The sequence below is a fragment of the Daejeonella sp. genome, assembly GCF_030695525.1.
Classification (GTDB): domain Bacteria; phylum Bacteroidota; class Bacteroidia; order Sphingobacteriales; family Sphingobacteriaceae; genus Daejeonella.
In genome coordinates this window covers 100490-117136 of the sequence record NZ_JAUYSS010000065.1, presented here as the reverse complement: position 1 = coordinate 117136, position 16647 = coordinate 100490, and the positions used below count along the sequence as shown (strand labels likewise).

General features: G+C 40.6%; 8 protein-coding genes. 5 read left to right on the top strand and 3 right to left on the bottom strand.

The features are described from left to right. Positions 1-2: 2 nt before the first annotated feature. The 4 genes from Q8S11_RS15265 to Q8S11_RS15250 are packed head-to-tail and all read left to right on the top strand — an operon-like array spanning position 3 to position 10392. Positions 3-4409 carry an amino acid adenylation domain-containing protein gene (locus Q8S11_RS15265; RefSeq protein WP_305662989.1) on the top strand — a complete coding sequence of 1469 codons (4407 nt, stop codon included), beginning with the start codon at positions 3-5 and terminating at the stop codon, positions 4407-4409. Further along, complete coding sequence (locus tag Q8S11_RS15260; protein WP_305662988.1) at positions 4406-8746, top strand: amino acid adenylation domain-containing protein; 4341 nt, start codon at positions 4406-4408, stop codon at positions 8744-8746. The genes Q8S11_RS15265 and Q8S11_RS15260 overlap by 4 nt, the downstream gene beginning before the upstream one ends. Before the next feature lie 8 nt (positions 8747-8754). Continuing rightward, positions 8755-9477, top strand: a complete 723-nt coding sequence (locus tag Q8S11_RS15255) for a 4'-phosphopantetheinyl transferase superfamily protein (protein WP_305662987.1) — start codon at positions 8755-8757, stop codon at positions 9475-9477. Positions 9478-9537: 60 nt separating this feature from the next. Beyond that, the gene (locus tag Q8S11_RS15250) at positions 9538-10392 is read left to right on the top strand and encodes a cupin-like domain-containing protein (protein ID WP_305662986.1); all 855 of its coding nucleotides are present in this window, start codon (positions 9538-9540) and stop codon (positions 10390-10392) included. 531 nt (positions 10393-10923) lie between these two features. Here the strand turns inward: Q8S11_RS15250 and Q8S11_RS15245 are convergent. The 3 genes from Q8S11_RS15245 to Q8S11_RS15235 form a co-directional block, all read right to left on the bottom strand. Next, positions 10924-11661 carry a hypothetical protein gene (locus tag Q8S11_RS15245; protein WP_305662985.1) on the bottom strand — a complete coding sequence of 246 codons (738 nt, stop codon included), beginning with the start codon at positions 11659-11661 and terminating at the stop codon, positions 10924-10926. Between the two features lie 137 nt (positions 11662-11798). Beyond that, positions 11799-13199, bottom strand: a complete 1401-nt coding sequence (locus tag Q8S11_RS15240; protein WP_305662984.1) for an FAD/NAD(P)-binding protein — start codon at positions 13197-13199, stop codon at positions 11799-11801. A 372-nt stretch (positions 13200-13571) separates the two neighbouring features. Next, positions 13572-14492: a sulfite exporter TauE/SafE family protein gene (locus Q8S11_RS15235; RefSeq protein ID WP_305662983.1), complete on the bottom strand. Its 921-nt coding sequence runs from the start codon at positions 14490-14492 to the stop codon at positions 13572-13574. Between the two features lie 994 nt (positions 14493-15486). Between Q8S11_RS15235 and dinB the strand changes: the two genes are divergently transcribed. Then, entirely contained in the window at positions 15487-16644 is a 1158-nt protein-coding gene (dinB, locus tag Q8S11_RS15230; RefSeq protein ID WP_305662982.1) for a DNA polymerase IV, read from the top strand. Positions 16645-16647 lie beyond the last annotated feature (3 nt).

The following is a 16647-nucleotide window of genomic DNA, read 5'->3' as shown; positions in this document are numbered from 1 at the left end:
CAATGCAAGAATCGGACTACAACTTCCAACCTGTTGAATTTGACCCATTTGCGGGCCCTGAAATTGAGAATGCTGTTCCGGCTAGCGAACCTCAGGCCGAAATTTGGGCCTCATGCCTGATTGGAGGTGAAGATGCAAACCGTTCGTATAATGAGTCTGTTTCACTGATATTTTACGGTCCACTGGATTATCCTTCACTGGAAAAATCTCTTCAGGATATTCTAAAAAGACATGATGCATTACGATCAGGTTTCAGTGCTGATGGTAAGCAATTATGTATATTTTCTGAAGGTAAGCTTCAATATAATTTTCAGGACATTAGCGGGACTGACCCGGCCGGACAAAAGGATTTAATTGAACAGTTTCTGGTGGAAGATGCTAAAACATCCTTTAATCTGTTAACTGGACCCTTGTTCCGGGTTAAACTCTTCAAACTTGCTGAGGAAAGCCACCACCTGACCCTTTCTAGTCATCACATTATTTGTGATGGCTGGTCGATCAGCATCATCATGCAGGATCTGGGGAAACTATATTCTGCCGGATTAAAATCTGAAATTGCGGAATTGCCCGAGGCTCCCTCATTTGCTGATTATGCGGTAAAACAAAGGGTATTCCAGCAAAGTGCAGCTTATAAATCGATTGAATCATTCTGGATGAAGCAGTTCATCGATGAAGTTCCTGAACTGGATATACCGACCGATTTTCCGCGCCCGGAATTCAGAACGTACAAAAGCCATCGCGATGATTTTGAATTAAAACCTGATCTGATCAATGCGGTAAAAAAAATGGGGGCAAAAGCCGGCTGCAGCTTTGTTAGCAGTATGCTGGTTGCTTTTGAAGTGTTCCTTCACCGGATTTCCGGTCAGAGTGATATCATTCTGGGTGTTCCATCTGCGGGACAATCGGAAGAGGGTTATAATGGTCTGGTTGGGCATTGTGTCAATATGCTCCCTCTCAAAAGTCATCACAACGGTGATTTCACCTTTCTGGAGTTCCTGAAAATCAGAAAACCGGAAATATTTGATGCTTATGAAAACCAGCAATATACTTTCGGAAGCCTGCTTAAAAAATTGAATATCAGCAGGGATGCCTCCCGTGTGCCGCTTATCCCGATTGTGTTTAATATTGATATCGGGCTGAATGAAGGTGTAAAATTCGAAGGAATAAAGCATGAACTCATCATCAACAAGAGGGAATATGAGAACTTTGAAATTTTCTTAAATGCAAGTGGATCAGGCGATTCATTAATCCTTGAATGGTCGTATAATACCCAACTATTCCGTGCTGAAACTATCAGGGGGATGATGGAGGATTTTACCGGGCTACTTCATCAGGTGACAGAAAATCCGGAAATAAAAATTAGGGATATTATTACTCTGGGTACTTTAGATCCCTTTGAATGGAATCAAACTGATGCCGATTACCCTAAAGACAGCTCCCTGCATGAACTTATCAGCAAGAAAGCCGCAGAATTTCCTCAAAAAAATGCAGTCAGTTTCAGGGATAAGCATATCTCTTATCAGGTACTAAATGAAAGCGCGAACCGTTTGGCCAATTTCCTGATCAAACAGGGAATACAAAAAGGCGACAGAATTGCGCTGGCGCTCGACAGATCTGAAGAATTGATTATCGCATTGCTCGCAATTATGAAATCAGGTGGAGCCTATGTGCCGCTTGATCCTGCCTATCCTAATAAACAAATTGAATATATGCTGGAGGATTCTTCAGCAAAGATTTTACTGACATCCAGAGCATATCAACATAAATTTTCTTCCGAAAGCAGAGAGATCATCCTTGATGATTTGCAAAATGAACTGGAGGGATGTTCTGAACAAGATCCTGCACTGGTCGTAAATGGTTCTGACCTTGCCTATGTAATTTATACATCCGGCTCATCCGGCAAACCAAAAGGAACCCAAATTGAACATCATAGTTTGGTAAATTTCCTTTTCAGTATGCAGAAAGTACCGGGCATAAGTCCGGACGAACGCCTTCTGGCAGTCACGACAATTTCATTTGATATTGCCGGACTTGAACTATATCTGCCGCTCATCAGCGGTGCTGAATTGGTTGTAGCTGATTCAGAATCAGTGAAGGATGGCCGGCTTCTGCTCGATTTGATCAGGAATGAAAAGATCAGCATCATGCAGGCAACCCCTTCCTCCTGGAGAATGATTCTGGATGCCGGATGGGATGAAGCAATAAACATAAAAGTACTCTGTGGAGGAGAAGCCCTATCGCGGGACCTTGCCGGAAGTCTGAAGGAAAGGTGCAGTTCACTTTGGAATATGTATGGCCCGACGGAAACCACTATCTGGTCGACCCTGAAACAGATCAGCAATTTTGATCAGCCAATAACAATCGGCAGACCAATTGCCAATACCCAGGTTTACCTGCTTGACCAGTATCTAAAACCGGTAAGGAAGGGAGGAACCGGCGAAATCTATATTGCCGGTGATGGCCTGGCCCGAGCCTATCTTAATAATCCGGAGTTGACAGCGGCCGCCTTTGTTAAGGATCCATTTTCAGATCAATCAGATAAAAAAATGTACCGTACCGGTGATCTTGGCAGGTACACAGCAGAAGGTGATATCCAATGTCTTGGAAGGATAGATAATCAGGTTAAAATCAGGGGACATCGTATTGAACTTGGGGCAATTGAGGAGTCACTTTTAATGCAAAAATCAATTAAAGAGGCTGTTGTGATTGCAAGGGAAGATCATCCGGGCGATAAACGTTTGGTAGCTTATATCGTACCTGAATATGCGGAAGGGACCAATAAAGCACCATCATGGCAGGAAAGATGGGAAGATCTTTACAAACGCGGAATTCAATCTGAAAGTGAACTTAGCATTGGGGAGCAGCAGCTTGACATTGCTGTGGCTCAGGAAATTAGTGGAAGAACTGATATCCGTGAGGAAGTTGAAGAATGGCTTAAGCAATCGGTAGACCGCATCAAAGCAATTAATGCTAAGACAGTTATGGAGCTGGGTTGTGGTGCCGGTCAGTTGGTATTCGAACTTGCTCCTTATGCCGAAAATTTCATTGCCACAGATTATGCAGAGACCGCCATAGTTAAATTAAAGGAAAAACTGAGCGCTGAACCTGAAAAATACAAAAACGTCATTGCGATAACAGCCCCGGCTGATGATTTCTCATTTGTGAATAATGGTTCATTGGATTTGGTGATCATTAATGGTGTTGTTCAGTATTTTCCTGATGCCTCATACCTGGTGAAGGTAATAAAAGAGGCATCCATGGCTATAAAAAATGGAGGTTGCATCTACATCGGTGATATGCAGGGGAAAAGTACTTTGCCAATGTATCATGCTTTTGATCAGTTGAATAGAACTGATGGAAACTTAAAAATTTCTGAATTTAAAAAGATATGTGATCGCCGGGTAAAGCTTGAAGATGAGTTGGTTGCCGATCCGGGTTTTTTCTATAAACTACCTGAACTGATTCCTGCAATCAGTGGGGTGAATGTTCAGTTAAGGGAAGGAAAACATATCAACGAAACCACCAAATACCATTATGATATCTGGCTTTATGTCAATGATGGTTCAGCAAGTATAAAAGCTGATATTCAGATCAAATGGGAAGCTGGAAATAATATAGACTGGATAAAAAACGAACTAAAAAAATACCCTGGAAAAGTTGTTCATCTACATAACGTATTCAATACCAGGACAATGGAGGACTATTCCCTTCAGCAAATCCTAAGCAAAATCAGTGAAGACGCAACGGTAAAAGAAGCCAAAACCTTACTGACTTCAACCCAGCAGGGACTTAACCCACATCCTTTCTGGGAATTGGGATCTGAACTGGGCTATCTTAGTCATGTGCGCTGGACCAGCGATGGTTCGGATGGTTGTTTTGACGTAATATTTGTTCCCATTGAGCTGCAAAACAGGCTTCCGGAAGCTGGGGAGATTCTTCATCCAAATCTTTATTCAGCCTTTGATTATGCCAGAGATCCTTATTCAGGAGACCTTACTGCCACAACAGAACAACTAATCGAGTGGAAAGAAGGTCTGAAAGAATTGCTCCCTGCCCAAATGATACCGGCTGAATTTGTGCTGCTGAAAAAACTCCCTTTACTTCCTAATGGCAAGACCAACAGAAAGGCATTACCTAAACCTGAGGAGAAGACACAGGTAAACCAGGAAAAGGCTCTGCCTCGAACAGCCACCGAAAAACTGGTAGCAAGAGTATGGGCAGAGACCTTAGGACTAGTGTCTGTTGGCTTGCATGATGATTTCTTTGAGTTAGGTGGGCATTCACTTATTGCCGTACAGGTTATGATCAGAATGGAGAAAGAAACAGGTTTAAGATTACCTTTGACAAGTTTGTTTAAATTTACTACTTTAGAAGAGTTTGCCCCCCTGTTCTCAGAGGCCTCTTTATGAATAACATTGCAAGAAACAACGTTCAACTAAACCCGGAAAAGGCCTTTGTGGCTGCAACAGAATCTCAAAAGGAAATTTTGGTTTCCTGTATTTTGGGCGGTGATGAAGCAAGCCGGGCCTATAATCTTTCAGTTAGCCTCGAAATTTCCGGTCCGCTTATCCGAACATTTCTTGAGTCAAGTCTGAATGAACTTATCGAAAGGCATGACTCACTAAGATCGGTCTTTACATCAGATGCTTCTCAGATATGTATCTCTTCTAAACAATTACTAAACCTCTATTTTGAGGACCTGAGCAATAAAGATGACGTTTACAAGAAAGACTTTATTAACATTTTCATAAAATCTGAAGTCAATACTGTCTTCAATCTTCACAATGGGCCCCTATACAAACTATCTTTATTCAAACTTGAAAATAATAACCATTTACTGATATTTACTGCCCACCATATCATCTGTGACGGATGGTCTATGGGAATTTTCCTGGATGAATTAGGGAAATTATATTCGGCACGTATTAAAGATGAGCCTTCCGGATTACCTGAAGCAAATTCGTTTACCCAATATGCCCTGGATCAAAAAAAGTTCTCACAAAGCAAGGAGTACAAACAAATTGAACAATTTTGGCAAGACCAGTTTAAAGATAGCGTACCTGTACTCGAATTGCCAACAGATTTCTCCAGGCCAGCCATTAAAACCAATAAAAGCAGTCGTTTAGATACCATCCTGGACAAGGATTTATTCAATGAGATAAAGGGCTTTAGTAATAAGCAGGGATCAAGCCTTGCAATTACCCTTCGGACCGTATTTGAGATTTTACTCTTTAAATTAAGTGGCCAGGATGATATTGTTTTAGGACTTCCATCAGCCGGTCAGGCGATTACGGATAATTACCACCTGATGGGGCATTGCATCAACCTGCTTCCAATCAGATGCAGGCTAAGGGATGAAATGACTTTCACCCAATATCTTAAAGAAAGGAAGTTCGCCACCCTCGATGCATACGATCATCAGCAATTTACATTCGGAAGTCTGTTAAAGACTCTGAATATCCCCCGCGACCCTTCCAGGCCACCCCTGGTTTCTGTCGTATTCAGTCTTGATCAGGGTTTGGGTGGGATGTTGCATCTGGAGGGATTAACAACAAAAGTCATATCCAATAAAAGAGATTATGAAAATTTCGAACTCTTTATCAATGCAACAATTGAAGAAGAAGATTTTAAATTAGAATGGACTTATAACACTCAGTTATTTAAAGCAGAAACCATCAAAATAATGATGGATCAATTTGATTCTCTGCTAAGTACCCTAACTCAGGATCCTCAGATAAAGTTAAAAGACATTCTTGTTGGTGACCAATCTGATCTTCTTAAAAAAATTGCCGGATGGAACGAAACTCAGGTTTACTATCCTGCAGATAAACCGATCTTTCAGTTTGTTTCAGAAAATGCCGGGAAACATCCCGATAAAATTGCTGTAAAACACAAGGATAATGCCATCACTTACGGCGAGCTGAATGAGAAAGCTAATCAGCTTGCACATTATTTGGTTGAAAAAAAGGTTTTTCCGGGGCATTCAGTTGCGTTGGCAGTTGACCGTTCTGCTGAACTCCTGGTATGTTTGCTGGCTATTATGAAAACAGGAGCATCCTATGTTCCTGTAGATCCGGAATACCCGCTCAAGCGGATTGAGTATATGCTTGAAGATTCTGGAGCCAGTGTGTTAATCAGTTCTCATAAATATAAAAGTCAGTTTACCAGGGAGGGAACACAAGAGATCATACTTGAAGAAATTTATCCCGAGCTAATTAATTACCCTTCACACGATCCAACCATAGAGGTTAAAGGAACTGACCTTGCTTACGTTATTTATACATCCGGGTCAACCGGTATGCCTAAAGGTATAGCCATAGAACACCATAGCCTGTGTAACTTTTTATGCAGCATGCAGAAAGAGCCTGGAATTTCTGCTCAGGATAAGCTACTGGCGGTAACTACCATTTCTTTTGATATTTCCGGACTTGAATTATATCTCCCACTAATCAGCGGTGCAGAACTTCTGATTACTGATGCTGAGATAGCAAAAGATGCCAGAGAACTGCTTGACCTGATTAGAACTGAGAAGGTAAGTATTATGCAGGCTACCCCATCTGCCTGGCGAATGATGGTAGAGAGCAATTGGAATGAGCGGCTTGAACTTAAAGCACTGTGTGGTGGAGAAGCACTCAGTAAAGATCTGGCAGAGGCATTAATGCACAGATGTACCTCACTATGGAATATGTACGGGCCAACTGAGACTACTATTTGGTCGGCAGTAAAACAGATTAAAGATACTGATGCACAAATCAGTATCGGCCATCCTATTGATAATACACAAATTTATATACTAGACCAGGGCCTGAGACCGGTACCTGCAGGGCGCACAGGGGAAATTTATATTGGTGGCGCCGGACTTGCAAGAGCTTATCTGAATAAACCTGAACTAACGGCAAATAGTTTTGTTCAAAATCCTATATCACCTGAAATATCAAGTAGAATCTATCGCAGTGGCGATCTGGGAAAATTTCTGGATAATGGAGAGGTGCAGTGTTTTGGAAGGGTTGATAATCAGGTAAAAATAAGGGGATATCGTATTGAATTAGGTGCTATTGAGGAAGCCTTAAATGAACAGGACAAGGTTAAGGAATCCTTAGTAGTTGCCAGGGAGGACCGTCCCGGAGATCAAAGGCTGGTAGCTTATATTATTCCTGATGCAGAGGCTAACAATCTGGATTCATCTCAGATAACCTCCTGGAAACAAGGTATTAAGGAGATATTGCCATCATACATGGTTCCCGGTGATTTTGTCATTCTTAGTAAATTTCCATTACTCCCAAATGGAAAAATTGATAGAAAATCACTTCCCAAGCTTAATGAGAACCTTCAGAAGAACAAAAAGCCTGAATTACCTAAGACCGAAACAGAGAAATTGGTAGCAGAGGTTTGGAAGGATGTCCTGCTTATTGATTCTATTGGCTTAAATGACGACTTCTTTGATTTGGGTGGACATTCCCTATTGGCCGTTCAGGTAATGATTCGCCTTGAAAAAGAGACCGGAGTTAAATTGCCAATTACAACCTTGTTCAAGATCTCAGGGCTTACAGATTTCGCTAAAGAGTATGATCTTGCTAAAGGTAACATCAGAAATCAAGGCCAGAAAATTGAATCTGACTTAAAGAAAGATAAACATAATACCAATCAAGACTCCAAAACAGACTACGTTCCACCCAGAACGGATGTTGAAGATCTTGTCGCACAGATCTGGGCTGAACATCTGGGGCTTGATGCTGTGGGTGTTTACGATGATTTTTTTGAATTAGGTGGTCATTCCATGATGGCTATTCAGGTTCTCAATCAACTTGAGAAAGAGACTGGAAAGCGCCTGCCTTTAGCTAGCTTATTTGAACACAGTACCGTAGAATCGATGGCACTAATGCTCGAAATGGATGCAAAATCCATTACCTGGGACTCATTAGTAGCTATCAAACCTCATGGGAATAAAATGCCGCTTTACATAGTTCATGGAGCCGGACTGAATGTGCTTTTTTTTAATACTCTGGCAAAAAATATGGATACTGATCAACCGGTATATGGTTTACAGGCCAAGGGATTGAATGGTATAGACGAGCCTTTGGAAAAAATAGAGGATATGGCGGCTTATTACATCTCTGAAATTATAAAACATAATCCAAAAGGACCTTATGCTATTGCAGGTTTTTCTTTCGGTGGGATCATTGCATTTGAAATGGCAAAACAGTTTAAGGCTATGGGCAAAGAAGTAAAAATGCTCGCCATGTTTGATACCTATGCTTACCAGTCTGACCGATACGATTCTACACTTACAAAATTATTCAATAAAACAAGGTACCTCAGTAAACAATTGCTTTACACATTTACCTTATTCAGTGAAGACCCTAAACGAACAATTGAATATAAAACTGAAGCAATTAAACGCAGGTTCATCCAATTCTACTGGAAACTGAAATATGGTCAGGATCAAAATCAGGTAGGATTTTTCGGTTATGCCAATAATATCGATGTAAAGAATGTAGAAGCCTGGGAAAAATATGTATTTACTCCCTACAATGGAACAATCGAACTCTTCAGAGCAAAAAAGCGAACTTTTTACATGGATGATTTTGAGTATCTCGGCTGGAAACCGTTTGCATTAAAGGGAATCAGGATACATGAGATCCCGGGAGAGCATAATTATATTTTTGCTCCTCCAAATGATAAAGAGTTTGCAGAAATTCTTCAGAAATGTCTTGATGAGTCGGCTTTAAAAAAGAGGGAAATTTAACATCTCACATGTCATCCACCCTGATTTTCTGCAAACAGATCAGCCCCGTTTGGCAAAGCGGAACTTTAGGCCATCCAGAAAATCAGGTCGATATATGGAAAATTAGTGTAGGGGATTGCAACTTTATGCCAAAAAATATTCTCAGTAAGGATGAGCTTTTAAAGGCATCCCGTTTTCTTCACCCCAAAGACCATGATTCTTTTATTTGCAGGAGAACTGCCCTGAGACTGCTCCTCAGCAGGTATACTAATATTTCCCCTCCAGAGATCGAATTTATTGCCGGTAAAAATAAAAAGCCGGAATTGAGATCAGAATCAAATAAATTAAGGTTTAATGTATCGCATTCTGGTGAATTGATTCTGATTGCCATCTCTGATACAGAGATCGGGGTTGATGTCGAACGTATTGAGACCGGTTTTAATTATACCGACATCCTAAAACATAGTTTCAGTGAGCATGAAATTAGCCGTATTCAGCAAACAGCTGATACCAGAGAACAGTTTTTCAGGCTCTGGACACGCAAGGAGGCTCTTACCAAAGCAAGTTCCAAAGGACTGGATGATGAACTCAGGGATATTCCATGCCTCGACGGCTGGCATAGCATTAATGAAGGTCTTATAGGTTTAAAAGGCAATTTGCAAGTGAAAAGTTTCAATATTGATCATGAATATATGGGTAGTATCGCTTGCCAGGATGAACTAAAACTAAATTATTTAAATTTTGAATTCTAATACCTAAGTCAAAACTTGATATAAAATGATAATAAACACATTCATTTAATTCTAAAATCAATGACTATTCAGAAAAAGTCGGAAATATCTTACGAAGAGTTTATGGAGGAACACTATAAGCCAAGGATACCTCTAATTTTTAAAAACGCATCTAAAGACTGGAAGGCCCAGGGCTTAATTACTCCGGATTATCTGAGAGAACATTTTAGTGACCGGAGTACCATTATCAATTTCAAAGAATACACCATTGCTGAAATATTAGATCATGTTGCAGTAAGTACTCCCGAAAACCCGGCTCCATATCCTGCAATTTTTGAAATCCGGACTCAGCTACCGGAATTACTCCCATTAATTCAACCTGTAAATATGGGGTATGCTAAACCCAATTGGTTCGAAGAAAAGGTTTTCCCTCCGGGCAAACTGGGTAACAGCCTGGAATTATTTATCGGAGGTTTAGGTTGCCAGTTTCCCTTCGCACACATTGACCAGTATTATACCAATGCCTGGATAACCCAGGTATATGGAGAAAAACAAATTACCATTTTCCCTCAGGGGCAGGATGAAATGCTCTATCCTGATCCCAAGAACCCATATGTTTCTTTAGTTAATATTTTTAATCCAGACTATACAATACATCCTAAATTCAAAAACGCGACACCGGTTAATGGAACAATTCTTCCGGGTGAAACCTTATTCATCCCCCGTGGAACCTGGCATACAGCCCTTTCACTGACAACAAATATTTCTGTGATATTTGATCAGATCAATGCTATTAATTTTCCAAAATGGAAGAGTGATATCTGGGAATTCAAAAAGCGGGAAAGTTTAAAAAATGCAGTCGCCAGTTATGCCTATGCAACTGCGGCAGGCGCTTATTGTAAACTGAAAGATTTGATTTCAGGAGCAAAATATTAATTGTTCCTGAAAATTGCCAGATCATATTTTAACCTGAGTTCAATATAGGTATGGTTGAAATACAGGCTTATAATTATCCAGGTAAGGCTTTGGATCCAAATGATTTGATTTTGGAAAGCAATACCTGTGTGTTATAGGTAATTTAAGCCCTTTCCTCCGGAGTATTTCCGGCAAGAAATCCCGTTCTATTTCAAATTACCAATAGCCGGAAGATACCTCCTCCGGCAAGGTTTATTTTACCCGGAGCTGTTTTCCATAGGGACGGGTAGCCCGGAAAAAGGACAATTTGCCATTTGAAATAAACCCGGGTGGCAGCTCTGGCTTTTTTGCAATACTGAATTTCATGATATCTATTAAATCTGTTGCAAAAATAAGGGAAGAACATGGGAAAGCGGGACCGAAGGGAAACAGACCCTGCTTCCCAAAACAAGATAAAATCTTCAATCTTAATTTACCCCTGTAAATTTTATATCGAAATAGCGCTAATTTAAGGAGAAAGGCTTTAGAAAAGCCTGGTGGAAGGAAACAAACTTATTGCTTCAGTTCTTTTGACCATACTTCATAAATCGGATTTCCGGTAGAACTAAGTCCCGAATGATGCCAGTTCCCATCAACTAATTTACCGTCAAAAGACAGTGAGGCACCTACTCTGCTATTATCCCGGGAAAAGAATTCGATGTTTTCGGTATACTTTCCATTGACAAAAGTATAAGAACCTCCGCCTGTACCAAAAAACTCTTTGGTTTCAGCATTGATCGCTGCCCATTGAAATTTCGTTCCGGTCAGGACTTTCAGGGTTTTACGGGCTCTTGGCGGACTCATTACGATCTGCCCATCCGTCTTACGCCCTGACATACGCCAGGTACCTGCCATCTGCCCTTCGCCTTTATCCAGCAAATCCCAACTAGCCTTTTTGCCACTAATATCAGTACTTAATTTATTCTTATTTACAGAGAAACTGTAGGTAATTGACTGACCAATCTGTTCCCTATCAAGGGTATGAAATTCAATTTTGGCTATTAAATCTTTACCTGAAAAGGTATAGGTCCCTCCCCTGCTCTGAATAAACTGCTTGTTTGTCTTATCAAAAATGGTATGCATAAAATACCCGTCTGAGAACAGCAATACCTGCTCTAAAGTACTCTGTTGGGTTTTCCAGGCACCATTAATCGATTCAACCGCGATCCTGGTATCAGGCACAAAGCTTGTCAGACAAACCATCAATACTATTGATAGTACTGAGAGTAATGTTTTGGATTTACTTAGCATATTTCTCCGATTTTAATATTAAAAATAATAAAAAATCAGGTATGGGCAAAGGTTTTGAAATATTTGCTGTCTGTAAACCGTGAAGCAACTTGATACTTGATACTCAATACTCTATACTCAATACTCAATACTTACTACTATGCACCCCGAATTATTTTCCCTCTAATATCTCCGGCTATCTTCTCTGCCTGTACCCTTAATTCAGAAACCGCTGTACTTTCCCATAATAAACCCTTGAGATTTGAGCCCATCACATATAAGCCGGATTGGATATGGCCGGAAGAATCCAGGGCTTCGAAGGTATCCGGATCTGCATTAATTCCGAGTTTCAGTTCATCCTGGCTAAGTATCCCCTGTAGTAAGGCCTTTTTTAAATAATTGTCATCCAGCTTAAGTAGATCTGTTTCAGGTCCTGTACAATTAATAACTCTCGAAACAGCTAACTGGACGGTTTGCTTTTCCTTCTTGTCATAATACATGGCCATTATATTATCTTCATTCTCAATGATATCCAGAAGTTTGCCCGAAACTATATGGAGGCGACCTTCGATTCTAAGCTGCTGCAATTTATCATGAATATGCAAAGGAATCCTATGCCTGGCCACACCCCATAAATGTCTGAGTCTCGTCATAAAAATCCGCTTCTCATCAATTGTCAACCTTTTCCAAATGGTTTGAGTAAGAGGCCTGAGCGAGTCGATCAGGGGTTCTGCAGATAATCCATACTCCCTGATTAATTTCATATGTTTATTGAACAATTTAACCAACTCAAATAAGCTGGTCTTCTCCCCAATTTCTTCTACAAGTTTGGTATAGGATAATCCATTATGCCGATGAGGAAGAATATTGAAGCCATTGGGAGATATTGACACAATCTTCCCCTGAAAACCATTTTCGAGCAAGCCGATTACGGTATCAACCATGGTGAGACCATTCCCGATAATGAGTACCGGCTCTTTTGAATTAATTCCTGAAACTGAACGGATATCCCAGGGATTTTGAAAATATTTTGCACTCCTGCTAAAAAACGAGCTTTTTATTTTAGGATTTCCGGGCAAATGATTGCCACTGGCGATTATAGCATAATTTGCTGACAATCTGGATTTATCCTTCAATTCAAGATCGATGGAATCATTTAAAAGTGTCAGGTCCTTTACTGATGAGTTGATTACATCTACCTGTATCTTCTTCCCCTCAGCCTGTATCAGTGCATCTTTCCAAATATCCTTTAAATATTCGCCATAGAGGCATCTGGGTAAGAAGGAATTGGCGATCAATGTTCTGTCTTTATCCCTGAAATGATCCTGTAGCATCAGCCAGTTCAGAAAATGATCAGGATCCGAAGCAAATGCACTCATCCTCGAACTGACAACATTTAATAGGACTTTTTTTGAATAAGGATTATAGGCAATTCCGGTATTAAGTGCATCCGTTTCATTAATGAGCTTAATTTCAATCGGTACGTTTGCCATTTTTATTAAATGAACGCCGATCATTGTCCCAGAAAACCCAGCCCCTATTATTGCTATTTTTATCATCCTTATTTTTATAAATTAAAAGTATTTATAAAAACCGGATTAAGGGAGGGAAATTTAGTACTGCCGATGTCTCTTTCGAATAAGCTTGCAACAGATCTCTCCTCGCGGAAAAATCCTTATAAATTAAAAATTAATTCGCTCGTCGAGATTGACGGTAGGTAGGTGGTTGGTTGGTTAGTTGGTTAGTGAAATCCGGGTTCCATTCAAACTCTATTCCCTATTTGCTAATTATCTCATTTGCTAATTCTCCTATACTCATGTGACCGACGAAATCTACTTTCTAATCGCCCAGGTGATTTCGTAAGTCATTACCCCATTTGCTAATTTACTAATTATCTCAATTTGCTAATTTCTATTTCCTATTCCCCAGCATCAAAAAAACTTAAACACAGAAATCCAGATGATCCGCAGGCTTGAAACAATCACGATTACACCGACACCGATAAACATCTTTTTTATTGGGAGTTTGCCAACAAACCTTGCAGCAATTGGTGCGGCGATTACACCCCCTATAATCAGTCCAAGAATAGTCTGCCAGTGGCTTACTCCCAAAATAACAAAGAAGGTCAGCGCACTTGCCATGGTTACAAAAAACTCTGTTAAGCTAACCGATCCGATAACGTATTTCGGAGTTCTTCCCTTAGAAATGAGCGTACTGGTAACCAGGGGTCCCCAGCCCCCTCCCCCGAAAGAATCAAGAAATCCACCTGCACCTGCCAGCCATCCGGCACGTTTTACTTTTTGAGCCTTTCGTTTCTCTTTGAATGCATTAGTCAAGATTCTGATTCCAAGAATCATAGTATATACCGAGATAACGGGCCGGATAATCTGACCGTAATTTTCTCCGGCATAGGCCAGAAAAACAGCTCCGACAATTGCCCCTAAAACTCCCGGAATCAGGAGCGTTTTAAAAAGCTTCATGTTCACATTACCAAAACGGTAATGACTAAAGCCCGATGCTCCGCTTGAAAACATCTCTGCCGTATGAATACTCCCGGAGATTACTGCAGGGTTCATACCACCTGATAATAAGAGTGTGGTAGAAACCACTCCATAGCCCATACCCAAAGCACCATCAACCATCTGGGCTAAAAATCCTACAAGCAACATCAATAAAAATTTATCATCTATATGCACAGACAATTCTTTACCAAAATCGAGAACAGCCGGGTAAGAAACATAGGAATAAACAGCATACACAATAAAGAGTATTGCCAGACTAAATAAGGATAAATAAGCAATTTTTTTCCATCGCTTTTCCTGGGAATCTACCCTTCCTTTTACTTCGTTCAATGCTTTTATGATCTATTGTTAATGCTAAATCTAATTTTATTTCACTAATTAATATAAATCCTATGGATTTAGTAGACAATTATAAATCATTTTTTCTTTTGTACCTAATTTATTTTGCAATTTTTCAAATAAACGTGCAACAGATCTCTCCTCGCGGAAAAATCCATATAAATTAAAAATTAGTTTCGCTCGTCGAGACATGACGGTAGACGGTTGGTTGGTTAGTTGTTGGTTGGTTAGTTGGTTAGTTGGTCACTGAAATCAGAGTTCCATTCAAATTCCATTTCCTATTCCCCATTTGCTAATTTGCTAATTATCTCATTTGCTAATTACTTTTCTCATCGACAAATAACACCCCATTGGGAAGATGTGACTGACGAAATCTACTTTCAACTCGCCTATGTGATTTCGTAAGTCCTTCCATTTGCTAATTCCCTCATCACTAGTGTCCGGTTAAAATAAAATTTCAGATAAAATGGCCATTTACATCGTACGAAGTGTGTTTTTAAGAGTCCGATACAAAGCAAGCCCCACTTAAGTTTAGAATCTTTTTTTATAGTTTCACTACCTTGAAATCTGCAAAATTTTACCTAAAACAACAGGACTGTTCATAAGCTTTGGCCTAAGCACAAAATCTCCGTTAACGTTTTTTCCGCATCAGCTGGTGCGGCAGGTACAGTCCAAGCCAAAGCATTAACTTTTATAGTCCCGAAGCTTCGGGACAGCGGCGGCATTTATTCGTTTTTCTCTATTATTTTTAAGGTACTCATGGTCTCGTCGTACCTCCTCGGCATGCTACTTTTCTGCTGCAGGAAAAGTAGAGAGAATAATTATGAGTTAAGAATTTGATCTTTTATTTTACAATTTCAATTTCCCCGGACACTAGTGATTCCCTCATTTGCTAATTCTCTCATTTGCTAATTTGCTAATTGTCAAACTATTTTCCACTTTACTAAAATTTTTAGCATAAATTTGTTCCCCCTGCTAATAAATTATGTCAAAAGACACGCACATTATTCATATCGATCAGGATGCATTTTTTGTATCCGTAGAGCTCCTGAAGAACTCTTCCCTGATTGGAAAACCGGTGATTATCGGAGGCAGCTCCGATCGCGGGGTAGTGGCATCCTGCAGTTATGAGGCGCGGAAATTCGGAATCCACTCTGCGATGCCATCGCGAATGGCCCGGCAGCTTTGTCCGCATGCGATCTTTATCCGCGGTAATATGGATGAGTACAGCAAGTATTCGCATATAGTAACCGACATTCTGCAGGAACGGGTTCCTCTGCTTGAAAAGGCTTCTATTGATGAGCACTACATCGATATGACCGGAATGGATCGCTTTTATGGCTGCATGAAATTTGCCCATGAACTGCGGCTGTATGTCATGAAGGAGACCGGACTTCCCCTTTCCTTCGGTCTGTCGGTCAACAAAACAGTTTCAAAGATCGCCACCAATGAGTGCAAGCCGAACGGAGAGCGGCAGGTTTCGAAAGATGAGGTTCAGCCTTTTTTAAACCCCCTGTCCATTAAAAAGATTCCCGGTCTGGGGCAGGCAACCTATATCAGGCTGAGTGAAATGGGAGTGCGGTATATCTATACTCTGGCTCAGATTCCGCAGGAACAATTATTCAGGGTATTGGGAAATAATGGTACCAGTCTCTGGCAGAAAGCCCGGGGGATCGACAATTCGCCGGTATTGCCTTACCGTGAGCAAAAATCGATCGGAACACAAAGTACTTTCGAGAACGACAGCATTGATACCCGGATGATCAAACAATTACTCAGTTCCATGGTTATGGATATTTGCTTTCAGCTCAGATCGCAGCAAAAACTGGCCGCCTGTATCACCGTAACCATCCGCTACTCCAATTTCGAAACCCATACCCGGCAGGCAAGAATCCCTTATACCTCCCTGGATTTCTTCCTGATCAGCAAAGCAAAAGAACTCTTTGATACCTTATACAACCGGCGTATGCTGATTCGCCTGGTTGGAGTTAAACTTTCGCAACTGGTGAGCGGAAATGAACAAATCAGTCTGTATGGTGCTTCCGAAGAACAGTATAAACTTTATCAGGCGATGGACCGCATCCGGAACAGGTTTGGAGAGAAGGCTGTAAAACTGGCATCCAGCATCGATATCAATCTCTGAGCC

Bases quoted from the DNA above. Each gene is read 5' to 3' on its own strand.
- Q8S11_RS15255 (WP_305662987.1), top strand. From the start codon at position 8,755: ATGTCATCCACCCTGATTTTCTGCAAACAGATCAGCCCCGTTTGGCAA.
- Q8S11_RS15245 (WP_305662985.1), bottom strand. From the start codon at position 11,661: ATGCTAAGTAAATCCAAAACATTACTCTCAGTACTATCAATAGTATTG.
- Q8S11_RS15260 (WP_305662988.1), top strand. From the start codon at position 4,406: ATGAATAACATTGCAAGAAACAACGTTCAACTAAACCCGGAAAAGGCC.
- dinB (WP_305662982.1), top strand. From the start codon at position 15,487: ATGTCAAAAGACACGCACATTATTCATATCGATCAGGATGCATTTTTT.
- Q8S11_RS15265 (WP_305662989.1), top strand. From the start codon at position 3: ATGCAAGAATCGGACTACAACTTCCAACCTGTTGAATTTGACCCATTT.
- Q8S11_RS15240 (WP_305662984.1), bottom strand. From the start codon at position 13,199: ATGATAAAAATAGCAATAATAGGGGCTGGGTTTTCTGGGACAATGATC.
- Q8S11_RS15250 (WP_305662986.1), top strand. From the start codon at position 9,538: ATGACTATTCAGAAAAAGTCGGAAATATCTTACGAAGAGTTTATGGAG.